The following is a 22,853-nucleotide window of genomic DNA, read 5'->3' as shown; positions in this document are numbered from 1 at the left end:
GTGACCTCTTATCCACAACTTGCCCCCGACTCATTCACTGAGTTTGCGGATGAGCTTGTCCCAGTCTTCCCGCAACTTGCCGTCGGTCTCCATCAACGTCCTGACCTGGCGGCAGCCATGCAGGACAGTCGTGTGGTCGCGACCGGCGAACGCGTCGCCGATCTCGGGCAGGCTGTGTTCGGTCAGCTCCTTGGCCAGCGCCATTGCCACCTGGCGCGGGCGAGCCAACGAACGCGTCCGCCGTTTCGACAACAAATCCTTGACCTGCAGGCCGTAGTAGTCTGCCACGGTCTTCTGGATGTTGGGGATGCCGATCGCCTGTTGCTGCGCACGCAACAGGTCGCGCAGCGTCTCCTGTGCGAACTCCGGCGTGATCGCGCGGCCCGTGAAGTTGGCGCGCGCCGACAGCGTGTTGAGCGCGCCTTCGAGGTCGCGCACGTTGGAGCGCATCTTCTTCGCGATCAGGAAGGCCACGTCTTCGGGCAGGTTCGCGCCGCGCTCGCGCGCCTTCGACAGCACGATCTGCGCGCGCGTTTCGAAATCCGGCGGCTCGATCGCGACCGACAGCCCCCATGCCAGGCGCGATTTCAACCGCGGCTCGAGACCTTCGACTTCCCGCGGATAGCGATCGCACGTGAGGATGATCTGCTGCTTGCCGTCGAACAGCGCATTGAAGGTGTGGAAGAACTCCTCCTGCGTGCGGTCCTTGCCGGCGAAGAACTGGATGTCGTCGATCAGCAGCGCGTCGACCTGCTGGAACTGCCGCTTGAACGCGTCCATCGTCTTGTCCTGCAGCGCCTTCATCATCGCGCTGAAGAACTGTTCGCTACGCAGGTACATCACGCGCATCCGCGGATTGCTTTCGCGCATCGCGTTGCCGGCCGCGAACATCAGGTGGGTCTTGCCCAACCCCGTGCCGCCGTACAACAGCAACGGGTTGTGCGACCGATCGCCGGGCTTCAGTGCGGCCTGCCACGCGGCGGCGCGACCCAGTTGGTTGCTGCGGCCTTCGACGAAGTTGTCGAAGGTGTAGTGCGTGTCGAGATTGCCCTGGAAGGGTTCGATGGGCGCTGCCGCGCGCGCAGGCGCCGCAGATGCCGACGTCGGCGGCGGATCCCGACGCAGAGCGCCGATTTCCAGGCTGACGTCCGCGCTGCCGGCGTAATGCGCGACCAGCTCGCGGATGCGGTCGAGGTAGCGCGCGCGCACCTCTTCCATCACGAAGGCGTTGGGCGCATAGAGCACCAGGCCGTCGTCGCGGAGGCGGGCCTGCAAGGGCTTGAGCCAGGTATGGACGTCTTCAGCCGGATACTCGGCTTCGAGGCGTTCGAGACAGCGGGGCCAGGCTTCCATCGCGCGTTACGGTGTCCGTCGACAAGCCAGCACGCGAGCGGGGGCAACCCGCACGATGCTGTGGATAAGTGGGAGAAAGGCAGACTACCACCGGCACCGGGAAGCGCCAACGGAAACTGCGCCCCGTATCCGCAATCGTGATTCAAGTTGACCATCACCGCGTTCGCCCGCTAGACTTTCGGGTCTTGTCCGCAAAAACCGCACGCGAGCCGCATCATGGCCACCAAGCGCACCTACCAGCCCAGCAATTTGAAGCGCAAGCGCGACCACGGCTTCCGTGCCCGCATGAAGACCGCCGACGGCCGCAAGGTCCTCGCGCGTCGTCGCGCCAAGGGCCGTCGTCGCCTCACGGTCTGACCCGCCCGGCCTTCGCGGCCGTGCCGGACTTGGCGGCAACGCCAGACCTGACGACAACCGAACACACGCAAACCGACCCCATGGACGCCGGCCTGCCCCGCAGTGCCCGCGTCCGTCTCGGGGCCGAGTTCGAGCGCGTGTTCGCCGATGGTCGACGCAACGCAGATCCCCTCATGAGCCTGCACTGGCTGCGCGGCACCGCGCCCGCACGCCTTGGGCTCGCCGTGTCGCGCAAGGTCGACCCACGTGCCGTGGGCCGCAACCGCATCAAGCGCGTGATCCGGGCTGAATTTCGCACGCTCCGCCTCCAGCTCGTCGACGGCGACTACGTCCTTGTCCTGCGCGCCGCTGCCCGCACAAGCGACGGGAAAGCGCTGCGCGCCGCCATGACCTCGCTCTTCCGCCGCGCCGGCGCGTTGCCCCCTGCGGCGCCCGGCGGCACAATGCCCGCCGCTTGCCTGCCGGGCGATCCGCCCCCATCCCCTTGATCTTTCGCGCGCTGCATTTGTTGCCGCGCGCGTCCTGCCGCCCGAGCCCTTTCGAATGAACCAGACCCGCGTCTTCCTCCTCATCGCCTGGCTGTTGGTGGCGACGCTGCTCTGGATGGAATGGAACAAGGAACAGACCGCCGCGCTGCAAGCGCCGCAAGCGACGACCCAAACCACGTCGACGAACGGTTCGGTTCCCGGCGCCGTGCCGAGCGCGCCCACCGGCGCCGCAGCAGGCGTGCCCAGCGCACCCGCACAAGCCGGCGTGCCGACGACGGCCACCGCGCGCGCGCAGTCGAACGAGACGGTCACCGTCACCACCGACACGCTGCGCGTCACGCTCGACGGCGGCAACGTGCGCAACGCCGAGTTGTTGAAGTTCCCGAGCGAAGCGCAGGCCACCGACACCGGCAACGTCACGCTCTTCGACGCCGATCCGGCCCGTTTCTACGAAGCGCAAAGCGGTTGGGTCAGCAACTCGGGCGCCGCGCCCGACCATCTCGCCGCGTTCGTGCCCGAAGGCAACGCGCGCAACGTGACGCTCGCCGCCGGACAGAATGCAGTCTCCGTTCCTTTCACGTGGACGGGCGCGAACGGCGTGACCATCCGCCGCACGTACACCTTCCCGCGCGACGGCTACGCCATCGAAGTGCGCGATGAAGTGCTCAACCAAGGCGCGGCGAACTGGCAGGGTTACGTCTACCGCCAACTCGTGCGCAACCCGCCGCCGCAAAAGACCGGCTACACCAATCCCGAAGCGTTCGCATTCCACGGTGCCACCTGGTACACCCCGGGCGACAAGTACGAGCGCCGCAAGTACGCGGACTTCGTCGACGACGGCACGCTCGACAAGGACGCCACCGGCGGCTGGATCGCGCTGCTGCAGCATTACTTCTTCACTGCGTGGATCCCGGGCGACCAGGACAAGTCGAAGTTCACGCTGACCACGACGCAGGAAGGCGGCGTCACGCATTACGTCGTGCGCGCGCTCGGCCCCGGCGTCAACGTCGCGCCCGGCCAGAAGGCGGAAACGCATGCGCGCCTGTGGGTCGGCCCGAAGCTCGTGAGCGCCATCGAAGCGCAGAACGTGCCGGGCCTCACGCGCGCCGTGGACTTCTCGCGCTTCTCGATCATGGCCACCCTCGCAGGCTGGCTGTTCGTCGTGCTTTCCGCGATCCACTCGGTCGTGGGCAATTGGGGCTGGTCGATCATCGGCCTGGTGATCCTGATCCGCGCGTTCCTGTTCCCGATCGCCGCCAAGCAGTTCTCGTCGATGGCGAAGATGCGCAAGCTCCAGCCGCGCATGCAGCAGTTGAAGGAGCGCTACGGCGACGACCGCCAGAAGCTGCAGATGGCGACAATGGAGTTGTACAAGAAGGAGAAGGTGAATCCGGCCGCGGGCTGTCTGCCCGTGTTGATCCAGATGCCGATCTTCCTCGCGTTGTACTGGATGCTCTCGGAGTCGGTCGAACTTCGCCATGCGCCGTGGGCGCTGTGGGTCGACAACCTGTCCGCGCGTGACCCGTTCTTCATCCTGCCGATCATCAACGTCGCGGTCATGTGGGCCACGCAACGCCTGACGCCGATGGCCGGCATGGATCCGACGCAACAGAAGATGATGCAGTTGATGCCGCTGGTGATCGGCGTGACGATGATCTTCTTCCCGGCAGGCCTCGTGCTGTACTGGGTCACCAACGGCACGCTCGGCCTGCTGCAGCAGTGGTGGATGCTCAAGCGACACGCTGCAACCACGAGTCCCGCGAAGGCGTGACCGACCACGTCACCGACACCATCGTCGCCATCGCCACCGCGCCCGGCGCCGGTGGCGTCGGGATGGTGCGGTTGTCGGGCCCGCGAAGCCGCGCGATCGCCGAAGCCCTGTGCGGGTGCGCACTCGTGCCGCGCCACGCGCATTACGTGCGCGTCCGCGCCAACGACGAACTGCTCGACGACGGCATCGCGCTGTACTTCGCGGCGCCGGCGAGTTTTACCGGCGAACACGTGGTCGAACTGCAAACGCACGGCAGCCCGGTCGTGCTGCAGCGGATCGTCGCTGCATGCCGCGCGCTCGGCGCCCGCGATGCACGCCCCGGCGAATTCTCCGAACGCGCGTACCTCAACGGCAAGCTCGACCTTGCGCAGGCCGAAGCCGTCGCCGACCTCATCGCCGCCGCCGACACCCGCGCGGCCCGTGCCGCACGCCGCGCACTGGATGGCGTGTTCTCCGAACGCGTGGACGCGCTCGCCACCGAACTGCTCCACCTGCGCGTGCACGTCGAAGCGGCGATCGACTTCGCCGACGAATCGCTCGACACGTTGGGCGGCGAACAAGTGCGCGCAGGGCTCGAACGCGCTGCCGCGCAGATCGCGCAACTGCTGGCCGATGCCGAACGCGGCCGCAAGTTGCGCGATGGCCTGCACGCGGTGATCGTCGGGCCGCCGAATGCCGGCAAGAGTTCGCTGCTCAATGCGCTCGCCGGCAGCGACCGCGCGATCGTCACCGACATCGCCGGCACCACGCGCGACCTGTTGCACGAAACCGTGCGCCTGGATGGCGCCGAACTCACGCTCGTCGACACCGCAGGCCTTCGCGAAGGCGGCGATGCGATCGAACGCGAAGGCATGCGCCGCGCACGCGAGGAGTTGCGGCGCGCGGACCTGGCCATCGTCGTCCTCGATGCACGCGAGCCGGGCACGGGCCATGCCGCCGTCGCAGATGCCATCGCGCAGGTCCCGCGGCGCCTGTGGATCCACAACAAGGCCGACCTGCTGCACACCCCGTTCGAAAGCGGCGGCGACACGGTCTTCGTCTCCGCGCGCACCGGCCACGGCCTCGACGCCCTCCACGCGCGCCTGCGCCAGCTTTCGGGCGCCGACGCCGCCGATGCCACCGAAGGCACGTTCACCGCGCGCGCCCGCCACGTCGATGCCCTCGGCCGCGCGGCGCTCCACGTGGAAGACGCCCGCGCCCGGCTCGGCCAGGAAGCCCTCGACCTGGCCGCCGAATCCCTGCGCGCCGCCCATGACGCCCTGGGCGAAATCACGGGGCGGGTGGCGCCCGACGCCTTGCTCGGGCACATCTTCAGCAGCTTCTGCATCGGCAAATAGCCGGCTTGGCCTGTTAAGCGTGCGATTTCCGTCACGGGACCTTGACAAAAGCCCGCCTCTGTCGCGTCCTTAGCACACGTGCCCGCCAGGGGGCACAACCAGGGGAGTGGTTCCGTTATGTACGCAAGTTCCAAGCCGCAGCCGCGCGTGACGCGGATGCATCTTTTCGTGCTGGTCGCGATGGGCGTCGCCCTCGCCGCCTGCAACAAGTCCGAAGGTCCCACGACCGCGGGCACCGCCACCACTGCCACCGCGGCTGCCGCCGCGAAGCCGGTCGTCGCCGTTTCCGAAGCCGTCGCCGCGATGAGCGCCGACCAGCTGCGTGAATCGGCCAGCGCCGCGCTCCGCGAACAGCGTCTCTATGCGCCGGCCGGCAACAACGCGATGGAGTACTACCTCGCGCTGCGCGACAAGGCCCCGAGCGATCCGGCGGTGGCCAGCGCGCTGACCGACCTGATGCCCTACGCGCTCATCGCGACCGAGCAGAGCATCCAGCGGGAAGACTTCGTCGAATCCCAGCGCCTTTACGCGCTGATGGAAAAGACCGACGCCACCGCGCCGGCCCTGCCGCGCCTCAAGCAGACGATCGCGCAGCAGCAGCAGGCCGTGGCCGCGCGCGCCGAGCAGGACAAGGTCAAGACCGAGGAAGACGCCAAGAAGCAGGCCGAACTCGAGAAGACCCGCGTCGCGCAGCAGCAGGCCGCGCAGCAGCAGGCGGCCACGCAGCTCGCCGCCCAGCAGGCCGCGCAGGCGGAAGCCGACAAGAAGGCCGCCGCCGATCGCGAAGCCGCCGCCGCGCGCGAAGCGCAGCAGAAGGCCGCTGCAGCCAGCGCGCCGGCCCAGGCCCCCGCACAGACGGCGTCCGCGCCGGCTGGCGGTGGTGGTTTGCGTGCGGTGTCGACGCCGGCCCCGCGTTATCCCGTCGAAGCCGCGCGCCGCAACCAGAGCGGCGAAGTGCGCCTGGAGATCACCGTCGGCACCGACGGCACGGTCACCGCTGCGCGCGTCGTCGACGCCAACCCGCCGCGCGTCTTCGATCGCGAAGCGCTGGCCGCGGTGAAGCGCTGGAAGTTCGCGCCGATCGATGCGCCGGTCACCACGACGCGCACGATCAACTTCCGCCCCGGCGGCTGATCGCAACCGTGCGGCAAGGAAAAAGCCCGGCAATCGCCGGGCTTTTTTGTTGCGTGCCGCCGCGATCCCATCAGGCCGAGATCGCCAGGCGCTCCTGCTTGTAGCGTTGCGTCGCAGCGAACCACAACACCAGCGCAAGCCCGAACCCGGCGACCAGGTACACCATCCACTGCATCGGCTCCATCGTCTCCCCGCGCACCACTTTCATCAGCGCCTGGTTCTGCGCCAGGAAGGGCACGGCGAACATCCACAACTGGTTCTTCACCGGGCTCACCATCAACGCGATCGTTGGGATCATCGGCAGCAGCATCAGCATGCTCATGTAGCTCTGCGCTTCCTTCACCGACTTCGCACCCGCCGCGATGAAGGTCAGCAGCGACGTCCCGACGAACAACATCGGCACCAGGAGCAACAGCATCTTCGCGATCGCCGGCCCGCTGACGTCCATGTTGCGTCCGATGCCGGGCGAAAACGCCGCGCCGATCTTGAACGCGATCAGCGTGAGCAACAACGACGTCCCGCCGACAAGGCACGCGGCCAGGATCTTGCCCGTCACCACCGCGCCACGATGGGCGGGCGTGGCGAGCAGCGGTTCGAGCGACTGCCGTTCGCGCTCGCCCGCGGTCGTGTCGATGATCAGGTACGCACCGCCCAGGAACGCACTGAGGATCAGCAGGTAAGGCAGGAAGGCCATGACCATGCCGCGCCGCGCTTCGGGTGTCGACAGATCCTTGTGCGCGACCGCCAGCGGGGCGGCGACACTCGGGTTCATGCCGCGCGCCAGCAAACGCAACGCGCCGACTTGCTGTCCATACAACGTGAGCGCAGCCTCGATGCGGCGGACCGGGATTTCCGAATCCTGGCGCGTGCTGTCGTGCACGATCTCCACCAGCGCCGGCGACCCTTCGTGCCAATCCTTTTCGAAGTCGTCGCCGATGCGCAGGTAGACGTCTTCGGCCTGCGTGCGGATCGCCGTGTCGAGGTCGCCTTCGAACGCCTTGCGACGAATGCCCTGGCCCGCGAGCCACTTCACCATGTTCGGCGCATGCTCGACGCCGACCATGGCGATGTCGAGCGGCTTCTCGACCTGGCTCTTCGCCCGCGTTTCGGCGAGTGTCAGGATGCCGAGCATGATCGCCGGCGTGAGCAGCGGGCCGAGCACCAGGGCCAGCATCAGCGTGCGTTTGTCGCGCACGAATTCCCGCAGTTCCTTCACCAGGATGGTGCGGATGGAATGCATCGATTTCATGCGTGCAGGCCCTCTTCCGATCCGATCAGTCGCACGAAGGCATCCTCGAGGTTGGATTCGTTGGTCTGCGCGCGCAATTCGTCCGCCGTGCCTTGCGCCACGACGCGACCGTGCGCGATCACGACGATGCGATCGCACAGCGCGGCGACCTCCTGCATGATGTGGCTGGAAAAAATCACGCAGCGTCCTTCACCGCGCAGTTGCCGCAGGAACTCGCGCAAACCGCGCGTGGTCATGACGTCGAGCCCGTTGGTCGGTTCATCCAGGATGACGTTGCGCGGGTCGTGCACGAGCGCCCGCGCGATCGCGGTCTTCGTGCGCTGGCCTTGCGAGAAACCTTCGGTCTGCCGGTCGAGGAAATCGTCCATCTGCAACGCGGCCGACAACGCGCGCGTGCGCGCTTCGATCGTCGCCGCATCCAGCCCGTGCAACTCGCCGAAGTAACGGATGTTCTCCCGCGCGGTCAGGCGTTTGTAGACGCCGCGCGCATCGGGCAGCACGCCGAGCGCGCGACGCGCGGCTTCCGCATCGGCGGCGACATCCTTGCCATCGACCAGCACGCGCCCGCTCTCCGGACGCATCAACGTGTAGAGCATGCGCAGCGTCGTGGTCTTGCCGGCGCCATTGGGGCCGAGCAGGCCGGTGATTTCGCCGTCGCGCGCTTCGAAGCCCACGTCGTCGACGGCGACGACCGGCGCCTTGTCCTTGCCCTTTCCGGGGAAGGTCTTGCGGAGATGTTCGGCGACGATCATTACGGCTCCCATCCATTGAACGAAGTGAACGGCGGCGTGTACGCGAGGCTGTCCAGGCACGTGGCGTCGAGCTTCTTCGCATCCGCCGTTTCGAGGAACTGCGCCCACAACTTCGGCATGCAACCGACCGCGATGACGTTGTGCCCCTGGCCCCGCAACACGAGCGCGCGCCCCTTCGGCAAGGTCTTCACCACCTGCGCCGCATACGCCGGCGGCGTGACCGGATCCAGCTCGCCCGACAACAGCAGCGCGGGCACGTCGGTGGCCAACGGTGCGTGGAAATCCTTCGGCACCGCGCCGCGCGGCCAGACCGAACACTGCGCCTGCATCAGGTCGACCAGCGAATTGCCGAGCAGCGAGGAGGCCATCGCAGCATCCACGCGCAACCCGGCCGCGTCTTCCGAACACACGACCGACACCTGCATGCCGTAGGCCATCGCGTCGGACATCGAGCCGCCGAGCATTTTCGAAAGCGACATCAGGTTCTCGTACCGGCCCTGGTCGGCTTCATGCAACAACAGCGGCAGGATCGAAGAAGCGATCGGCACGTACGCATACATGCGTGCGAGACCCGCCACGTCGCCGGGGCGCAGGCGCTCTTCCTTCATCTGGCCCGTGGCCGCATCGCGGTACTTCACCAGCGGCGACTCGGCACGCAGCTTCGTGATCAGGGCATTGAGGCGCTCGCGTGGATCGCCGAGCGCCTTCGTGCAGCCGGGTGTCTTCGCGCATTGGCCGAATTGCAGGTCGAGCGCCGATTCGAGATTGCGCGCGAAGTCGTTGCCGAGATAGATCGCATTGGGCGCGACCGAATCGAGCACGATCGTGCGCGTGTGCTGCGGGTAACGCATCGCGTACTGCTGCGCGACGCGCGTCCCGTACGACACGCCCATCAGGTTGATCTTTTGCGCGCCGATCGCTTCGCGCACCGCATCCAGGTCGCGAATGCCGTCGGTCGTCGTATAGAAGCGCAGGTCGGCCTTGCGCGCGAGCTGGTCGCGGCATTTCACCGCCATCGCGCGCGAGGCTTCGGGCGATTCGTCGGCATCGGCCGCGCGCGTGTCGACCGCATCGGGCGCCGGCTTGTCTTCGTCGTCCAACTTGCACTGCAATGGATTCGATTTGCCGGTGCCGCGCTGGTCGACCATGAGCAGGTCGCGATTCTTCGACACGTCATGGAACGCCGGGATCATCCCCGGGAAGCTCTCCGTCGCCGATTGGCCAGGGCCACCGGCGATGAGGAACACCGGATCGGGATCGTGGTTTCCCGATTCGTCCGCGGGAATCCACGCGATGTTGAGTGCGATGCGGCGGCCGTTCGGCAACGCGGGATTCTCCGCCACCGACAACGTGCCGCACTGCGCCTCCACGCTCTGCCCGCCCATCGGCGGAGAGAGCGTGCAGGGTTTGAAGGCGACGCGGCCCAGCTTGCGCTCGGGTGCGGGCTCGGCGGCGATCGGCTTTCGCGGACCGGCGGACTTGTCCGGCGCGTGTTGTTGCCATGCGCGGTATCCGAAGAAACCGGCGACGGCGACAGCGACGATGATGAATCGGGTCTTGCGTGACATCGGTGCGATTCCCTCCCCTCGATGAGCATCCATGGTGACAGGACGCCGGCCGGGGCGGAACGTGACCGATGGCGTTACTTGCTGCTGACGTACTTCTCGCGGCGGATCTGCGGTACAGGCAGGCCGGCCCCCTTCAGCGTCTCGAAGCAGGCATCGACCATGTTCGGGTTGCCGCACAGGTAGGCGATGTCGTTGCCTGCGTCGGGCGCGAATTCCTGCAGGAATTGCTGCACGTAGCCATGGCGCACGTCGGCGTGGGCCTGCGGCGAATCGGCCGCGGGCAGTTCGCGCGAGAAGCACGGCACGAAGCGGAAATGTTCAGGATGCTTGCTGGCGAAGGCGCGGAACTCCTCGCCGTACAACAGCTCCACCGGCGTGCGTGCGCCGAACAGCAGCACCACCTTGATCCCGCGCTGCGCGATGAGCTGTTCGAGCTGCGGCAGCATGGCGCGATACGGCGTCACGCCCGTGCCCGTCCCGATCAGCAGGTAGCGCTGGTTCGCATCGGCCGGCATCAGGCAGAAGCGGCCATAGGGGCCGCTGGCGTCGACCGTGCCACCGATGTCCAGGCCTTCGAACAAGGCCGTCGCCGCGCCGCCCGCCACGTAGCTGACCGCGATCTCCACCGCTTCGCCCGCACCCATCGCGTGGTCGTGGATGGTGGCGAGCGAATAGCTGCGCTTGGTCCCCGTGCCGTCGGCGTAATGGAAGTGCACCTGGACGAACTGGCCCGGGATGAAATCCAGGGGTTGGCCGTCGTCGCGGACGAAGGACAGGTGCGCGACCGTCGGCGCCAGCATGCGGCGCGCGGTGAGCTTGAGCGGGAAATGGATGATGGCCAAGGCGTGGGATTCTTTGTGCAACAGACCGTGGCGCCGGGCGCGACACGGGGCCGCCTATACTAACGGCTTCGCCGCGGCGCCTGCCGCGTGGCCCTCCTTCCTTCACGCTCCGGCGGCCTTCTTGATGTCCCCCGACGCCATGCCCCAAGCCCTCGCGCCCGCGCTCAGCGTCCGCGACCTCCGCAAGACTTACGACACCGGTGTGCAGGCGCTCAAGGGCGTCTCGCTGGACGTGCGCCCGGGGGATTTCTTCGCCCTGCTCGGCCCCAACGGCGCGGGCAAGTCCACGCTGATCGGCATCGTCAGCTCGCTGGTGAACAAGACCGCGGGCGAGGTGGAGGTCTTCGGCGTCGACATCGCGCGCAACCGAAGCGATGCGATGCGCCTAGTCGGCCTGGTGCCGCAGGAAATCAACTTCAACCTCTTCGAAAAACCCTTCGACATCCTGTGCAACTACGCCGGGTTCTACGGGATCCCGCGCGACGAGGCGATGGTGCGCGCGGAGGAAGAACTCAAGCGCGCGCAGTTGTGGGACAAGGCGCAAGTGATGTCGCGCACGCTGTCGGGCGGCATGAAGCGCCGCCTGATGATCTCGCGCGCGATGATGGTGCGCCCGCGCCTGCTGATCCTCGACGAGCCCACCGCGGGCGTCGACATCGAGATCCGCCGCGGCATGTGGAAGACGCTGCGCGAAATCAACGCGTCGGGCACGACGATCATCCTCACCACGCATTACCTCGAGGAAGCCGAGAATCTCTGCAAGCACCTGGCCATCATCGACAAGGGCGTCATCGTCCAGCAGGGCCCGATGAAGGCGCTGCTCGCCAAGCTCGACGTCGAAGGTTTCCTGCTGGATATCGAGGGCAGCATTCCGGCGGCGCTCCCCGAGATCGAGGGCACGACGCTTGCGCCGGTCGACGATCACACCATCGACCTGGAAATGCCGCGCGCGATGGACCTCAACCGTGTGTTCGCCGCACTCAACGATGGCGGCATCCGCGTGCGTTCGATGCGCACCAAGTCCAACCGCCTCGAAGAATTGTTCGTGCGACTGACTTCAAAAGACGCGCAGTCGAAGGAAACCCAGTGAACACCATCGCCGCAACGCAGCCCACCACGTCCAACGCGCGCCGCAACTGGGTCGCGCTCGGCACCATCGTGCGCCGCGAAGTGACGCGCATCCTGCGCATCTGGGCGCAGACGCTGGTACCGCCGGCGATCACGATGACGCTCTACTTCCTGATCTTCGGTGGGCTGATCGGTTCGCGCGTCGGCATGATGGATGGCCTGAAATACATGGACTTCATCGTGCCCGGCCTGGTCATGATGAGCGTGATCCAGAACAGCTACGGCAACATCTCCTCGTCGTTCTTCGGCGCGAAATTCGGCCGCCACGTCGAAGAGTTGCTGGTCAGCCCGATGCCGAACTACGTGATCCTCGGCGGCTACGTCGCCGGCGCGGTGCTGCGCGGCCTGCTGGTCGGCGTCATCGTCCTGTGCATCTCGATGTTCTTCACGCCCGTGCGCATGCACCACCCGCTTGTCACGCTGACGACCGTGCTGCTCGGCGCGACGATCTTCTCGCTCGCCGGTTTCGTCAACGCGGTATACGCCAAGAAATTCGACGACATCGCGATCGTCCCCACCTTCATCCTCACGCCGCTGACCTACCTGGGCGGCGTGTTCTATTCGACCAAGCTGCTGCCGGGCTGGGCCGAAACCGCCACGCACCTCAACCCGATCTTCTACATGGTCAACGCGTTCCGCTACGGCCTGCTGGGCGTGAGCGACGTGCCGTTGTGGGTGGCGTATTCGCTGATGCTCGGCTTCGTGGCCGTGCTGACGGCGCTCGGCCTGTTCCTGCTCAAGCGCGGCGTGGGATTGCGCAGCTAGCCCGGCGGTAACCGGAAGAACGCGATCGCGGCCGCCGTCGTGGCGGCCGCGACATCGGCCACGGCTTCGCCGCGATCGCGCGCGAGTTCTTCCACGATGTGCGCGAGATACATCGGCTCGTTGCGCCGGTGCGAAGGCTGCGGTTTCACCGTGCGCGGCAGCAGGTACGGGGCGTCGGTTTCGATCATCAGCCGGTTGCCGGGGATGTTCTTCACGAGTTCGCGCAGGTGCAGGCCGCGGCGCTCGTCGCACAGCCAGCCGGTGATGCCGACGGACCAGTCCTGGTCGAGGTAATCGAACAATTCCTCGCGCGTCCCCGTGAAGCAATGGACGACCGACGGACCGAGCTTGCCGTCGAACTGCTGCATGATCGCCATGAAGTCCGCATGCGCCTCGCGCTGGTGCAGGAACACAGGTTTGCCCGTATCGGCGGCGATCTGCAGCTGCATCTCGAACGCGCGCCGTTGCGCCGGTCGCGGCGAGAAATCGCGGAAGTAATCCAGCCCGCACTCGCCGACGGCCACCACTTCCGGCAGCGCCTGCAACGCACGCATTTCTGCGTCGCACTCTGCGGTGTATTCGATGGCGTGATGCGGGTGCACGCCCGCGGTGGCGAACAGTTCGCCCGGATGCGCACGCGCGAGTTCCGCGGCCATGGGCGAATGCGCGCGGCTCGCGCCGGTGACGATCATGCGGCCCACGCCCGCATCGCGCGCGCGTTGCAGCACGGCGTCACGGTCGTGGTCGAAGCTGTCGTGGGTGAGATTGGCGCCGATGTCGATGAGCATGGCCGCAGTTTACCGGCCGGCACCGTAGACTTCCCGCGTGCGCGCCATCGACTTCCCCATCGCCCCGTTGCTCCCGCAGATCCGCGCGAGCCTCGCCGCGCATCCGCGGCTCGTGCTCGAAGCGCCGCCAGGCGCGGGCAAGACCACGCAGGTGCCGCTCGCGCTGCTCGATGCACCCTGGCTCGGCGGCCGCAGGATCGTGATGCTCGAACCCCGCCGCGTGGCCGCGCGCGCCGCAGCCGGCTTCATGGCGAAGCAACTCGGCGAAGCGCCGGGCGAGACCGTCGGCTACCGGATCCGCTTCGAAAGCAAAGTCTCGGCGCGCACGCGCGTGGAGGTCGTCACCGAAGGCATCCTCACCCGCATGCTGCAGGACGATCCGATGCTCGAAGGCGTCGGTGCGTTGCTGTTCGACGAATTCCACGAACGCCACCTCGCCGGCGATCTCGGGCTCGCACTCGCGCTCGACGTGCAGTCGGGGCTTCGCGAAGACCTGCGCATCGTCGTGATGTCGGCGACGCTCGACGGTGAACGCCTCGCACGTTTCCTCGACGCGCCGCGGCTTTCGAGCGCAGGACGTGCCTACGCCGTCGACATCGCGCACTTCCCCGCGCGTCGCGATGAAGCGCTCGTTCCGCAAACGCGCCGTGCGATCGAACAAGCCATTGCGCAACATCCGGGTGATGTCCTGGTGTTCCTCCCCGGCCAGCGCGAAATCGCGCAGGTCGATGCGGCCATCGCGGGAAGCGATGCATTGCGCGACATCGACGTGCTCGCCCTGCACGGCGAGTTGCCTGTCGAACAACAGGCGCGCGTGCTGGCGCCCGGCGATCGGCGGCGCATTGTGCTCTCCACCAACGTCGCCGAATCCAGCGTCACGCTGCCCGGCGTGCGCATCGTCATCGACAGCGGCCTGGCCCGCGAACCGCGCTACGACCCCAACTCCGGTTTCGCGCGCCTTGACGTCGTGTCGATCGCGCAAGCCTCGGCGGACCAGCGCGCGGGGCGCGCGGGCCGCGTCGCCGAAGGTTGGGCGTACAGGCTCTGGCCGCAATCGCAGCGCCTCGAACCGCAGCGTCGCCCCGAGATCGCACAAGTCGAGCTCGCATCACTTGCCCTCGAACTCGCCGCGTGGGGCAGCGATGCCCTCGCGTTCGTCGACGCACCGCCCGCCGGCGCGCTCGGTGCCGCACGCGATTTGTTGCGTCGCCTGGGCGCGCTCGACATCGATGCGATCACCCCGCTCGGCCGGCGCATGCTTGCACTCGGCACGCATCCACGCCTGGCGGCGATGCTCCTCGCGCCGACACGCGACGAAGACCGCGCACTCGCCTGCGATCTGGCAGCGTTGATCGAAGCGCGCGACCCCCTGCGTTCCCGCAGCGACGCGCTCGCCGAACGTTGGCGTGCGCTGGCGGCGTTTCGCGCCGGCCACGACCCGGGCGGAAGCCGCGCGGGCTTCGCCGCACTCGATGCCGCCGCGAAACAATGGCGTCGGCGATTGAAGGTCGATGCGCAACCGCCGCGCTCGATCGACGCGCATCGCATCGGGGATCTGCTCGCGCATGCATTCCCCGATCGCATCGCGCACCAGCATCCGACGCAACCGCGCCGTTACCAACTCGCGAACGGCCGCATGGCCACGTTGTTCGACGACAGCGCCTTGTTCGGCGAGCCCTGGATCGTCGCGAGCGAATTGCGCCACGAAGCGAAGGACGCCTTGCTCCTGCGCGGCGCGCCCGTCGACGAAGCCGCGCTGCGACGGGAGTTCCCGAAGCGCTTCATCGAGGAAGACACGGTGCGATGGGACGATGCGCGCCGTGCGCTCGTCGCGCAACGCGAACGGCGTTTCGACGGCATCGTGCTCGAATCGAAACCCGCGGGCCGCGTCGATCCCGCGCAAGCCGCCCGCGCCCTCACCGACGCCGTGCGCGCGCTCGGGCTCGATGCACTCCCGTGGAGCGAAACGCTGCAACAGTGGCGTGCGCGCGTTCGGGCCTTGCGCGAATGGGCGCCGGACGAGGGCTTCCCGGATCTGTCCGACGCCGCGCTCATCGACACGCTCGACACCTGGTTGCGTCCCGCCTTCGAAGGCAAGACGCGGCTGGAGGCCCTCGATGCCGCCGAGCTTTCGAACGCGCTGCACCAGACCGTCGACTGGAATCTCCGGCGCCGCATCGACGCCCTCGCGCCGACGCGGATCGTCGTTCCCTCGGGGATGGAGCGACGCATCGAGTACGCCGTCGACGACCACGATGGCGTGCGCCCACCGGTGCTCGCGGTGAAGTTGCAGGAACTGTTCGGCATGTCGGACACGCCACGCATCGTCGAGGGCCGCGTACCGCTCACCTTGCACCTGCTCTCGCCCGGCGGCCGGGCGTTGCAGGTCACCCAGGACCTCAAGGGTTTCTGGGAACGCACCTACCCCGACGTGCGCAAGGAAATGAAGGGTCGGTACCCGCGCCACCCCTGGCCCGACGATCCGTGGTCGGCGACGGCGACGCATCGGGCCAAACCGCGCGGCACCTGAACGCGTCCGCCCGCGATCACGCACGCTCAACGCAGGCCCGCCGAGACTGCCGAGCCAACGATTCGCCCCACGGGAGCCTGCAACGATGAACACCAAGCTGATCGCTTTGCCCGAACGCGCGATGGACCTTGCCGGCAAACTGGGCGGCGAAGTGATGGAATTCGTGCCGCGCGCGGGTCAATGGCTCGATGCAGGCGTCAAGATCGGCGCGGTCAAGACGGGCGGGCGCGTCGCGATGAAATTTGTTCGCCGCTACCCGGTGGTGGCCGTTGCGACCGTCGTCGGTGCGGGCGCCCTGTGGTATCTCGCCCGCAAGAAAGCGAAGCAGGCGCAGGACGGCGATGGCCGCGAACCCATCGAAGGCAGCGCGCGTCGCGTGCCGGCCAAGCGGGCGACCAAGCGCACTGCGCGCAAGAGCACGCGCGCGACGCAGGCCGCGTCCGAATAACGCTCGATTGGAGCAGCGCGTCAGTCGATCACGAGCGCGGCGGGCAGTTCGATCACGAACACCGCCCCGCCGCCATCGCGATCTTCGTACCAGAGATCGCCGCCGGCGTTGACGATGATCTGCCGCGCGAGCGAAAGCCCCAGGCCGCTCGACAGCCCGTCTTCGCGCCCACTCAGGCGCATGAAGGGTTTGAACAGATCCCGACGCTTTTCCGGCGGCACGCCGCCGCCGCGATCCAGCACGCGCAACTGCCAGTAACCGGCGTTGGTCGACTTCGCGACTTCCAACGCGAGTTCATTGCCCTCGGCGGCGTATTTCATCGCGTTGGTGATCAGGTTTTCCGCGACCTGGCGCAGCACGCGCCGATCGATCGCGACGATGCCGCACGGCTCGGGCACGAACACTTGCAAGTGCATGCCACGGCTTTCCAGCTGCAGCTCGTAGCGCTGCGCCAGCCATTCGATCGTTTCCTGCAACGCGGCCGGATGCGTGTGCGCTTCGCCACCGCTGGCGGCCGCGATGCGTTCCTGGCCTTCGAGGTAACGCCGGATGTAACCGATCGCGTCGTGCGCGCTTTCGTGGATCATCTGCAGGTAACGCGGAATGCGCTCGGGGCGGCAACCGTCCTGCATGAGGATGTCGCTCGCGAACAACACGCTGCTCAGCGGATTCTTGAGATCGTGCGCGACGAGGTTCACCAGCTCCTGGCGTTCGCGCGCGACGCGTTCGAGGCGGTCGCGCGCCTGCTTCAACGCCACGTGCGCACTGACGCGCGCCAGCAGTTCCTCGGGAATGAACGGCTTGGTGACGTAGTCGACCGCGCCGCTGTCGAAGGCGCGCAGCAACAATTCGCGATCCTGCGCGGCGGTGAGGAAGATCACCGGCATGTCCTGCAGCGACGGGTGGTGCCGCATCTGCGCGAGCAACTGGAACCCGTCCATCCCCGGCATGAGCATGTCGAGGAGCAACAGGTCCGGGGTGGCCGCCAGCGCGTAATCGAGCGCCTCCGGGCCGGTACCGGCCGGCACCACCTCGTAACCGTTGCGCGACAGCAGCGTGCTGACGACGCGCAGGTTGGCGGGCTGGTCGTCGACGACCAGGATCCGGCCAGCGGTTGGGGTGGGCGTCTCTGGCATGCAGCTTCCTTCAGCCAGGTTTTTGCAACAGAGATCCGTCTCGTTGCGAAACCTGAACGGGACAGGGAAGTTATCAGAAAGTCCGTGCGGTCGCTTCCAGAATAGCCACATGGACTGAATGATTCAGTCCCCGATGTGTTTCCACGCACCCGGTGCCAGCCCGTCGACCCGGTGCTGCCCGATCCCCACCCTGACCAGGCGTAACGTCGGAAGGCCCACGGCCGCGGTCATCCGGCGCACCTGGCGATTGCGGCCTTCGGTGATGGCCAGTTCGATCCAGGCATCGGGCACCGTCTTGCGGAAGCGCACCGGCGGATCGCGGGGCCAGAGCGCGGGCGGCGCGATCACGCGGACGTCGGCGGGCAAGGTCATGCCGTCGTTCAAGTCGACACCCGCACGCAACCCCGCGAGCGCGGCTTCACCCGGCAGGCCTTCGACCTGCACCCAATACGTCTTGGCCTGTTTGTGCCGCGGGTCGCTGAGCCGATGCGCGAGCGGGCCGTCGTCGGTCAGCAACAGCAGGCCTTCGGAATCGGCGTCGAGCCGGCCCGCCGCATAGACATCGGGCGGCAGGCCGAACGCGGCGAGCGTGGGCCGCGGCGGCACGCTGCGATCGGTGAACTGCGACAAGACCCCGAAGGGCTTGTTGAACGCGATCAACATCGTGCGGCGGCGCGGCCCGGCGAGATCAACCGGCGGGCTTCTTGAAGCGCAGCGTCATGCGATCGCTTTCGCCGATCGCCTGGTACTTCGCGTCGTCCGCCTTGTCGTGCTGGTTGGTCGGCGGCAGCGTCCACACGCCGTTCGGGTGGTCGGTCGTGTCCTTCGCGTTCGCGTTGACCTCGCTCTGCCCATCGACCACGAAGCCGGCATCCTGCGCGTACTTCTTCACCAGTTCCTCGGTGAGGTAGCCGGTCTTGATCTGCTTCTGCAGGTCGGTGCCCGGCTTGGCGCGATGGTCTTCGAAGCCGAGCGTGCCGCCCGGCTTGAGCACGGCGTAGAAGGCGCGGAAGTAATCCGCCGCATTGCCGTCTTCCACCCAGTTGTGGGCGTTGCGGAAGGTCAGCACGACGTCGGCCGAAGCCGGCGGGCCGAAGTCCGGCTTCTTCGCGTCGAAGATGCGCACTTCGGCCTTGTCGTAAAGCGCGGCGTTGCTCGCGATCTTCGCGCGCAGTTGCTTGTTGAGGTTGTAGCGATAGCCGGGCTGGCCCTTGATGTTGTCGTCCCACGTGGCGGCGATGTACTTGCCGTTCTCGCGCAGGTAGGGCGCCAGGATTTCGGTCCACCAACCGCCGCCGGGCGTGATCTCGATGACCGTCTGGTCGGGCTTGAGCAGGAAGAAGGACAGCGTTTCCTTCGGATGGCGGTACGGGTCGCGCGCGACCCACTTGGGCGTGCGCCAATCGCCGGCGAGCACGGTGTCGAGCGCGGCGCCCGTGCCGTTGCTCACCATCGAGGACGAAGCGCTGGCGGAGGCCGCGCCGTTGTCGGCCGATGCACTGGACGTTGCGGCGGCGTCTGCCTGCGAGGCGGCGTCGTCGCCGCTGTTCGTCGACGCACAGGCGGCGAGCACGGTCAGCATCAGGCAGGCGACCAGGGGGCGAACGGCGAGCTTGCGATCCATCGTGGCGACTCCGTCGGAAGGGGGCGTCAGGGTAACGCCGCTTGCCTCAGGATTGCGCGCGGCCCTGGGCGGCGGTGTAACGCGCGGCTTCGTCGAGCACCCATTCGCGGAATTGCGAGAGCCCGCCATGCGATCCGGACCGCGGCGGGAACACCAGGTAATGGCTGAAATCCGCCTTGAGCCGCTGGTCGAACAACTGGGTGAGGCGGCCCGCATCGATCAGCGGCCAGGCCAGCGTGAGCCGGCCGAGCACGATGCCCATGCCTTCGACGGCGGCGCGGTGCAGGGTTTCGGAGTCGTCGAAGTTCGCGACGTAACGCTTCGGCACCTGTCCGCCGAAACGCTTGAACCATTCGGTCCATCGCCCGCCCGGCGCACCGAGCAAGGGGAAGTCGCCGAGGTTTCCGAGCGTCGGGCGCCCGAGTCGTTCGAGCAGCGCCGGGCTCGCCATCGGCGTGAGCCAGTCGTCGAACAGATGGACCGCTTCCAGCCCGGGCCAATGCCCGGGGCCGTAGCGCAGGCCGGCGTCGAGGTCGGTGTCGCGTTCGAAGTCGACGACGTTGATCGTCGACTGCAGGTGGATTTCCAGTTGCGGATGCGCGGCGACGAAGCGCGGCAGGCGCGGCACCAGCCAACTTGTCGCGAACGAGGGCATCAGCGTGAGCGTCAGCACGTCGTCGCGTCGCATGCCGAACGGGCGCAGCGCGTGTTCGATCGCATCCAGGTGATCGGCCACGCGATCGAAGAGCCGCTGCCCGTCGGCGGTCAGGGTGACCCCGCGCGGATTGCGCACGAACAACCGTTGCCCCAGCCGCTCCTCGAGCCCGCGGATCTGATGGCTCAGCGCGCTGATGGTCAGGTGCATCGACTCGGCCGCGCGGGACAGATTGCCCTGGCGCGCGGTGGCGACGAAGCCCTGGAGGGCATGCAGCGGGGGCTTGCTCACGGCGGCTCCGACTTGAATGGAATCGAAGGCAAGGTGTCGAAACTTGCGATTTTCAGCGCCCAAGCATGCGCCTATCTTTCATTCCACTCAATCACGGAGCACGGTCATGCGTACCGCAACCACCCGGCTTTACAAGGATCTGCTGTCGCTGCAGGGCCACCTGGTCGACGGTGGCATCGAGGACGAAATCACCGGCCAGACGCCGGTCCCGCACAAGGCCGACGACCACCGCTCCCGCTGGTTCGACTCGTTCCTGCTGCTGGGCGGCCAGGACCCGATCGACCCGCACCAGCCGAACGACGCGATCGTCTCCCCCGAAAAGATCGGCATCGCGCACTGCTGAGTGGATGCCCTCCCCTGTCCACCAGGGGAGGGCCGCCCGGTCAGTGCAAGGTCTCGAGCGCGGCGTTCAACGTCGCGCTCGGCCGCATGGCCTTCGCGAGCTTGGCAAGGTCCGGGTGGTAATACCCGCCGATGTCGACGGGCTTGCCCTGCACGGCGTTGAGTTCTTCGACGATCTTCGATTCGTTCTCCGTCAGTGCCTTCGCCAGCGGGGCGAATTTCGCCTTCAGGCCTGGGTCGATGTCCTGCGCGGCGAGCGCCTGCGCCCAATACATCGCCAGGTAGAAGTGGCTGCCGCGGTTGTCGAGCGTGCCGAGCTTGCGGCCCGGCGACTTGTTTTCATCCAGGAATTTCGCGTTCGCCGCATCCAGCGCATCGGCCAGCACCTGCGCCTGCGGATTGCCGTATCGCTCGGCGAGATGTTCGAGGGACGCGGCCAGCGCGAGGAATTCGCCCAGCGAATCCCATCGCAGGTAATCCTCGCCGACGAACTGCTGCACGTGCTTCGGCGCAGACCCGCCCGCGCCGGTTTCGAACAACCCACCGCCCGCCATCAGCGGCACGATCGAAAGCATCTTCGCCGACGTGCCCAGTTCCATGATGGGGAACAGGTCGGTCAGATAATCGCGCAGCACGTTGCCGGTGACGGAGATCGTGTCCTCGCCGCGGCGGATGCGCGCGAGCGCATGGCCCATCGCCTCGACCGGTGCGAGCACCTGGATGTCCAGGCCATCGGTGTCGTGATCCTTCAGGTACGTCGAAACCTTTTTCAGCACCTGCGCGTCGTGCGCGCGCTGCGCATCCAGCCAGAACACCGCCGGCGTGTGCGACAGGCGCGCCCGCGAAACGGCGAGCTTCACCCAATCGCGGATCGGCGCGTCCTTGGTCTGGCACATGCGCCAGATGTCGCCGGCTTCGACGTTGTGCTCGAGCACGACATTGCCGTCGCCATCGGTCACGCGCACCACGCCGTCGTGTTCGAGATGGAAAGTCTTGTCGTGCGAACCGTATTCCTCGGCCTTCTGCGCCATCAGGCCGACGTTGGGCACGCTGCCCATCGTTGCCGGATCGAAGGCCCCATTGGCCTTGCAGTCGTCGATGACGACCTGGTAGATGCCCGCATAGCAACGGTCGGGAATCAGCGCCTTGGTGTCCTGCAGTTCGCCCTTCGCGTTCCACATGCGGCCGGAGTCGCGGATCATCGCAGGCATCGATGCATCGACGATGACGTCGCTCGGCACGTGCAGGTTGGTGATGCCCTTGTCGGAGTTCACCATCGCCACGCCCGGGCGCAGCGCGTATTCGGCCGCGATGTCGGCTTCGATGGTCGCGCGCAGGTCTTCCGGCAACGCCGACAGGTGCGCGTACAGATCGCCGATGCCGTTGTTCGCCTCGAAGCCCACCTGGAGTAGCGCGTCTTCATGGCGCGCCAGCACGTCGCGATAGAACCGTTCGACCACCACGCCGAACATGATGGGGTCGGACACCTTCATCATCGTGGCCTTCAGGTGCAGCGAGAACAGCACGCCCTGCGCCTTGGCGTCCTCGATTTGCGCGTCGACGAAGCGCGACAGCGACTTCACGTTCATCACCGCGGCATCGACGATCTCGCCGGCCAGCACCTTGACCGACGGCTTGAGGACTTGCGTCGTGCCGTCCGTGCCGATGAATTCGATCTTGAGCGTCGTGGCCGCGCCCATCGTCGCCGAGCGTTCGCTGCCGTAGAAATCGCCGGCCTCCATCTGCGCGACGTGCGTCTTCGAGTCCTTCGACCACGCGCCCATGCGATGCGGATGCTTGCGCGCGTACTGCTTCACCGACAACGGCGCGCGGCGATCGGAATTGCCTTCGCGCAACACGGGGTTCACGGCGCTGCCCTTGGCGCGGTCGTAGCGCGACTTGATGTCGGCTTCGCGATCGTCCTTCGGTTCGTCGGGATAGTTCGGCAGCTTGTAACCCTGTTGCCGCAGTTCCCGGATCGCGGCTTTGAGCTGCGGCACCGACGCGCTGATGTTCGGCAGCTTGATGATGTTCGCTTCGGGCGTCGTGGCGAGCTGGCCGAGCTCGGACAGGTCGTCGGGCATCTGGTGCGCAGCGTCGAGCATGTCGCCGAATTGCGAAACGATGCGCGCGGCCAGCGAGATGTCGCGCGTTTCCACGGCGATGCCTGCGGGCTTCGTAAACGCCGAGACGATGGGCAGGAACGACTGCGTCGCCAGGAACGGCGCTTCGTCGGTGAGGGTGTAGAGGATCTTCGGCGGAGTCGACATGCGCGCGCTCGGGAAAGGAGGAGGC

General features: G+C 67.1%; 21 protein-coding genes. 10 read left to right on the top strand and 11 right to left on the bottom strand.

Annotation, left to right across the window (positions count from 1 at the left end):
* Positions 1-30: 30 nt before the first annotated feature.
* Complete coding sequence (gene dnaA / locus ACXJJ8_RS05305) at positions 31-1,353, bottom strand: chromosomal replication initiator protein DnaA (RefSeq protein WP_499027396.1); 1,323 nt, start codon at positions 1,351-1,353, stop codon at positions 31-33.
* A 216-nt stretch (positions 1,354-1,569) separates the two neighbouring features.
* Here dnaA and rpmH point away from each other — a divergent pair, with 216 nt between their 5' ends.
* From rpmH to ACXJJ8_RS05280, 5 genes are all read left to right on the top strand, one after another.
* Positions 1,570-1,710: a 50S ribosomal protein L34 gene (rpmH, locus tag ACXJJ8_RS05300; RefSeq protein ID WP_156640208.1), complete on the top strand. Its 141-nt coding sequence runs from the start codon at positions 1,570-1,572 to the stop codon at positions 1,708-1,710.
* 80 nt (positions 1,711-1,790) lie between these two features.
* Entirely contained in the window at positions 1,791-2,198 is a 408-nt protein-coding gene (gene rnpA, locus ACXJJ8_RS05295; RefSeq protein WP_499027394.1) for a ribonuclease P protein component, read from the top strand.
* A 55-nt stretch (positions 2,199-2,253) separates the two neighbouring features.
* Positions 2,254-3,969: a membrane protein insertase YidC gene (yidC, locus tag ACXJJ8_RS05290; protein ID WP_499027392.1), complete on the top strand. Its 1,716-nt coding sequence runs from the start codon at positions 2,254-2,256 to the stop codon at positions 3,967-3,969.
* Entirely contained in the window at positions 3,966-5,306 is a 1,341-nt protein-coding gene (gene mnmE, locus ACXJJ8_RS05285; RefSeq protein WP_499027390.1) for a tRNA uridine-5-carboxymethylaminomethyl(34) synthesis GTPase MnmE, read from the top strand. The genes yidC and mnmE overlap by 4 nt, the downstream gene beginning before the upstream one ends.
* 117 nt (positions 5,307-5,423) lie before the next feature.
* Positions 5,424-6,440 (top strand): energy transducer TonB, encoded by a 1,017-nt coding sequence (locus tag ACXJJ8_RS05280; RefSeq protein WP_499027388.1) that lies wholly within the window; start codon positions 5,424-5,426, stop codon positions 6,438-6,440.
* Between the two features lie 70 nt (positions 6,441-6,510).
* Here the strand turns inward: ACXJJ8_RS05280 and ACXJJ8_RS05275 are convergent, their stop codons facing one another.
* The 4 genes from ACXJJ8_RS05275 to ACXJJ8_RS05260 all read right to left on the bottom strand — a co-directional run bounded on the left by ACXJJ8_RS05275 (position 6,511) and on the right by ACXJJ8_RS05260 (position 10,851).
* Positions 6,511-7,689, bottom strand: coding sequence for an ABC transporter permease (locus ACXJJ8_RS05275; protein WP_499027386.1), 1,179 nt, complete (start codon positions 7,687-7,689; stop codon positions 6,511-6,513).
* On the bottom strand, positions 7,686-8,441 hold the full coding sequence (locus ACXJJ8_RS05270) for an ABC transporter ATP-binding protein (RefSeq protein WP_499027384.1): 756 nt from the start codon (positions 8,439-8,441) through the stop codon (positions 7,686-7,688). Before ACXJJ8_RS05270 ends, ACXJJ8_RS05275 begins: the two co-directional genes overlap by 4 nt.
* Entirely contained in the window at positions 8,441-10,009 is a 1,569-nt protein-coding gene (locus ACXJJ8_RS05265) for an alpha/beta hydrolase (RefSeq protein ID WP_499027382.1), read from the bottom strand. Before ACXJJ8_RS05265 ends, ACXJJ8_RS05270 begins: the two co-directional genes overlap by 1 nt.
* Before the next feature lie 74 nt (positions 10,010-10,083).
* Positions 10,084-10,851, bottom strand: coding sequence for a ferredoxin--NADP reductase (locus tag ACXJJ8_RS05260; protein ID WP_499027380.1), 768 nt, complete (start codon positions 10,849-10,851; stop codon positions 10,084-10,086).
* Between the two features lie 124 nt (positions 10,852-10,975).
* On the opposite strand from ACXJJ8_RS05260, the gene ACXJJ8_RS05255 reads away from it, so the two are divergent.
* Complete coding sequence (locus ACXJJ8_RS05255; RefSeq protein ID WP_499027378.1) at positions 10,976-11,941, top strand: ABC transporter ATP-binding protein; 966 nt, start codon at positions 10,976-10,978, stop codon at positions 11,939-11,941.
* A complete protein-coding gene (locus ACXJJ8_RS05250) occupies positions 11,938-12,744 on the top strand; it encodes an ABC transporter permease (RefSeq protein ID WP_499027376.1) in 807 nt (268 codons plus the stop codon). The genes ACXJJ8_RS05255 and ACXJJ8_RS05250 overlap by 4 nt, the downstream gene beginning before the upstream one ends.
* On the opposite strand, the gene ACXJJ8_RS05245 is transcribed toward ACXJJ8_RS05250, so the two are convergent.
* Positions 12,741-13,532 carry a TatD family hydrolase gene (locus tag ACXJJ8_RS05245; protein WP_499027374.1) on the bottom strand — a complete coding sequence of 264 codons (792 nt, stop codon included), beginning with the start codon at positions 13,530-13,532 and terminating at the stop codon, positions 12,741-12,743. The genes ACXJJ8_RS05250 and ACXJJ8_RS05245 overlap by 4 nt on opposite strands.
* Before the next feature lie 37 nt (positions 13,533-13,569).
* On the opposite strand from ACXJJ8_RS05245, the gene hrpB reads away from it, so the two are divergent.
* Both hrpB and ACXJJ8_RS05235 read left to right on the top strand, forming a co-directional pair.
* On the top strand, positions 13,570-16,062 hold the full coding sequence (gene hrpB, locus ACXJJ8_RS05240; protein WP_499027372.1) for an ATP-dependent helicase HrpB: 2,493 nt from the start codon (positions 13,570-13,572) through the stop codon (positions 16,060-16,062).
* An 85-nt stretch (positions 16,063-16,147) separates the two neighbouring features.
* On the top strand, positions 16,148-16,510 hold the full coding sequence (locus tag ACXJJ8_RS05235) for a hypothetical protein (protein ID WP_499027370.1): 363 nt from the start codon (positions 16,148-16,150) through the stop codon (positions 16,508-16,510).
* A 20-nt stretch (positions 16,511-16,530) separates the two neighbouring features.
* Here the strand turns inward: ACXJJ8_RS05235 and ACXJJ8_RS05230 are convergent, their stop codons facing one another.
* The 4 genes from ACXJJ8_RS05230 to ACXJJ8_RS05215 all read right to left on the bottom strand — a co-directional run bounded on the left by ACXJJ8_RS05230 (position 16,531) and on the right by ACXJJ8_RS05215 (position 20,216).
* A complete protein-coding gene (locus tag ACXJJ8_RS05230) occupies positions 16,531-17,646 on the bottom strand; it encodes a hybrid sensor histidine kinase/response regulator (RefSeq protein WP_499027368.1) in 1,116 nt (371 codons plus the stop codon).
* A gap of 123 nt (positions 17,647-17,769) precedes the next feature.
* Positions 17,770-18,309 carry a pseudouridine synthase gene (locus tag ACXJJ8_RS05225; protein ID WP_499027366.1) on the bottom strand — a complete coding sequence of 180 codons (540 nt, stop codon included), beginning with the start codon at positions 18,307-18,309 and terminating at the stop codon, positions 17,770-17,772.
* Positions 18,310-18,334: 25 nt separating this feature from the next.
* Positions 18,335-19,270 (bottom strand): class I SAM-dependent methyltransferase, encoded by a 936-nt coding sequence (locus tag ACXJJ8_RS05220; protein WP_499027364.1) that lies wholly within the window; start codon positions 19,268-19,270, stop codon positions 18,335-18,337.
* A 46-nt stretch (positions 19,271-19,316) separates the two neighbouring features.
* Positions 19,317-20,216, bottom strand: coding sequence for a LysR substrate-binding domain-containing protein (locus ACXJJ8_RS05215; protein ID WP_499027362.1), 900 nt, complete (start codon positions 20,214-20,216; stop codon positions 19,317-19,319).
* A gap of 106 nt (positions 20,217-20,322) precedes the next feature.
* On the opposite strand from ACXJJ8_RS05215, the gene ACXJJ8_RS05210 reads away from it, so the two are divergent.
* Complete coding sequence (locus ACXJJ8_RS05210) at positions 20,323-20,559, top strand: hypothetical protein (protein WP_499027360.1); 237 nt, start codon at positions 20,323-20,325, stop codon at positions 20,557-20,559.
* Positions 20,560-20,599: 40 nt separating this feature from the next.
* On the opposite strand, the gene ACXJJ8_RS05205 is transcribed toward ACXJJ8_RS05210, so the two are convergent.
* Positions 20,600-22,828, bottom strand: a complete 2,229-nt coding sequence (locus ACXJJ8_RS05205; protein ID WP_499027358.1) for an NADP-dependent isocitrate dehydrogenase — start codon at positions 22,826-22,828, stop codon at positions 20,600-20,602.
* Positions 22,829-22,853 lie beyond the last annotated feature (25 nt).

It is taken from the genome of Lysobacter sp. P5_C4 (assembly GCF_054049695.1).
The sequence above is the reverse complement of the archived record's forward strand: the minus strand, read 5'-3'. Positions and strand labels throughout refer to the sequence as shown.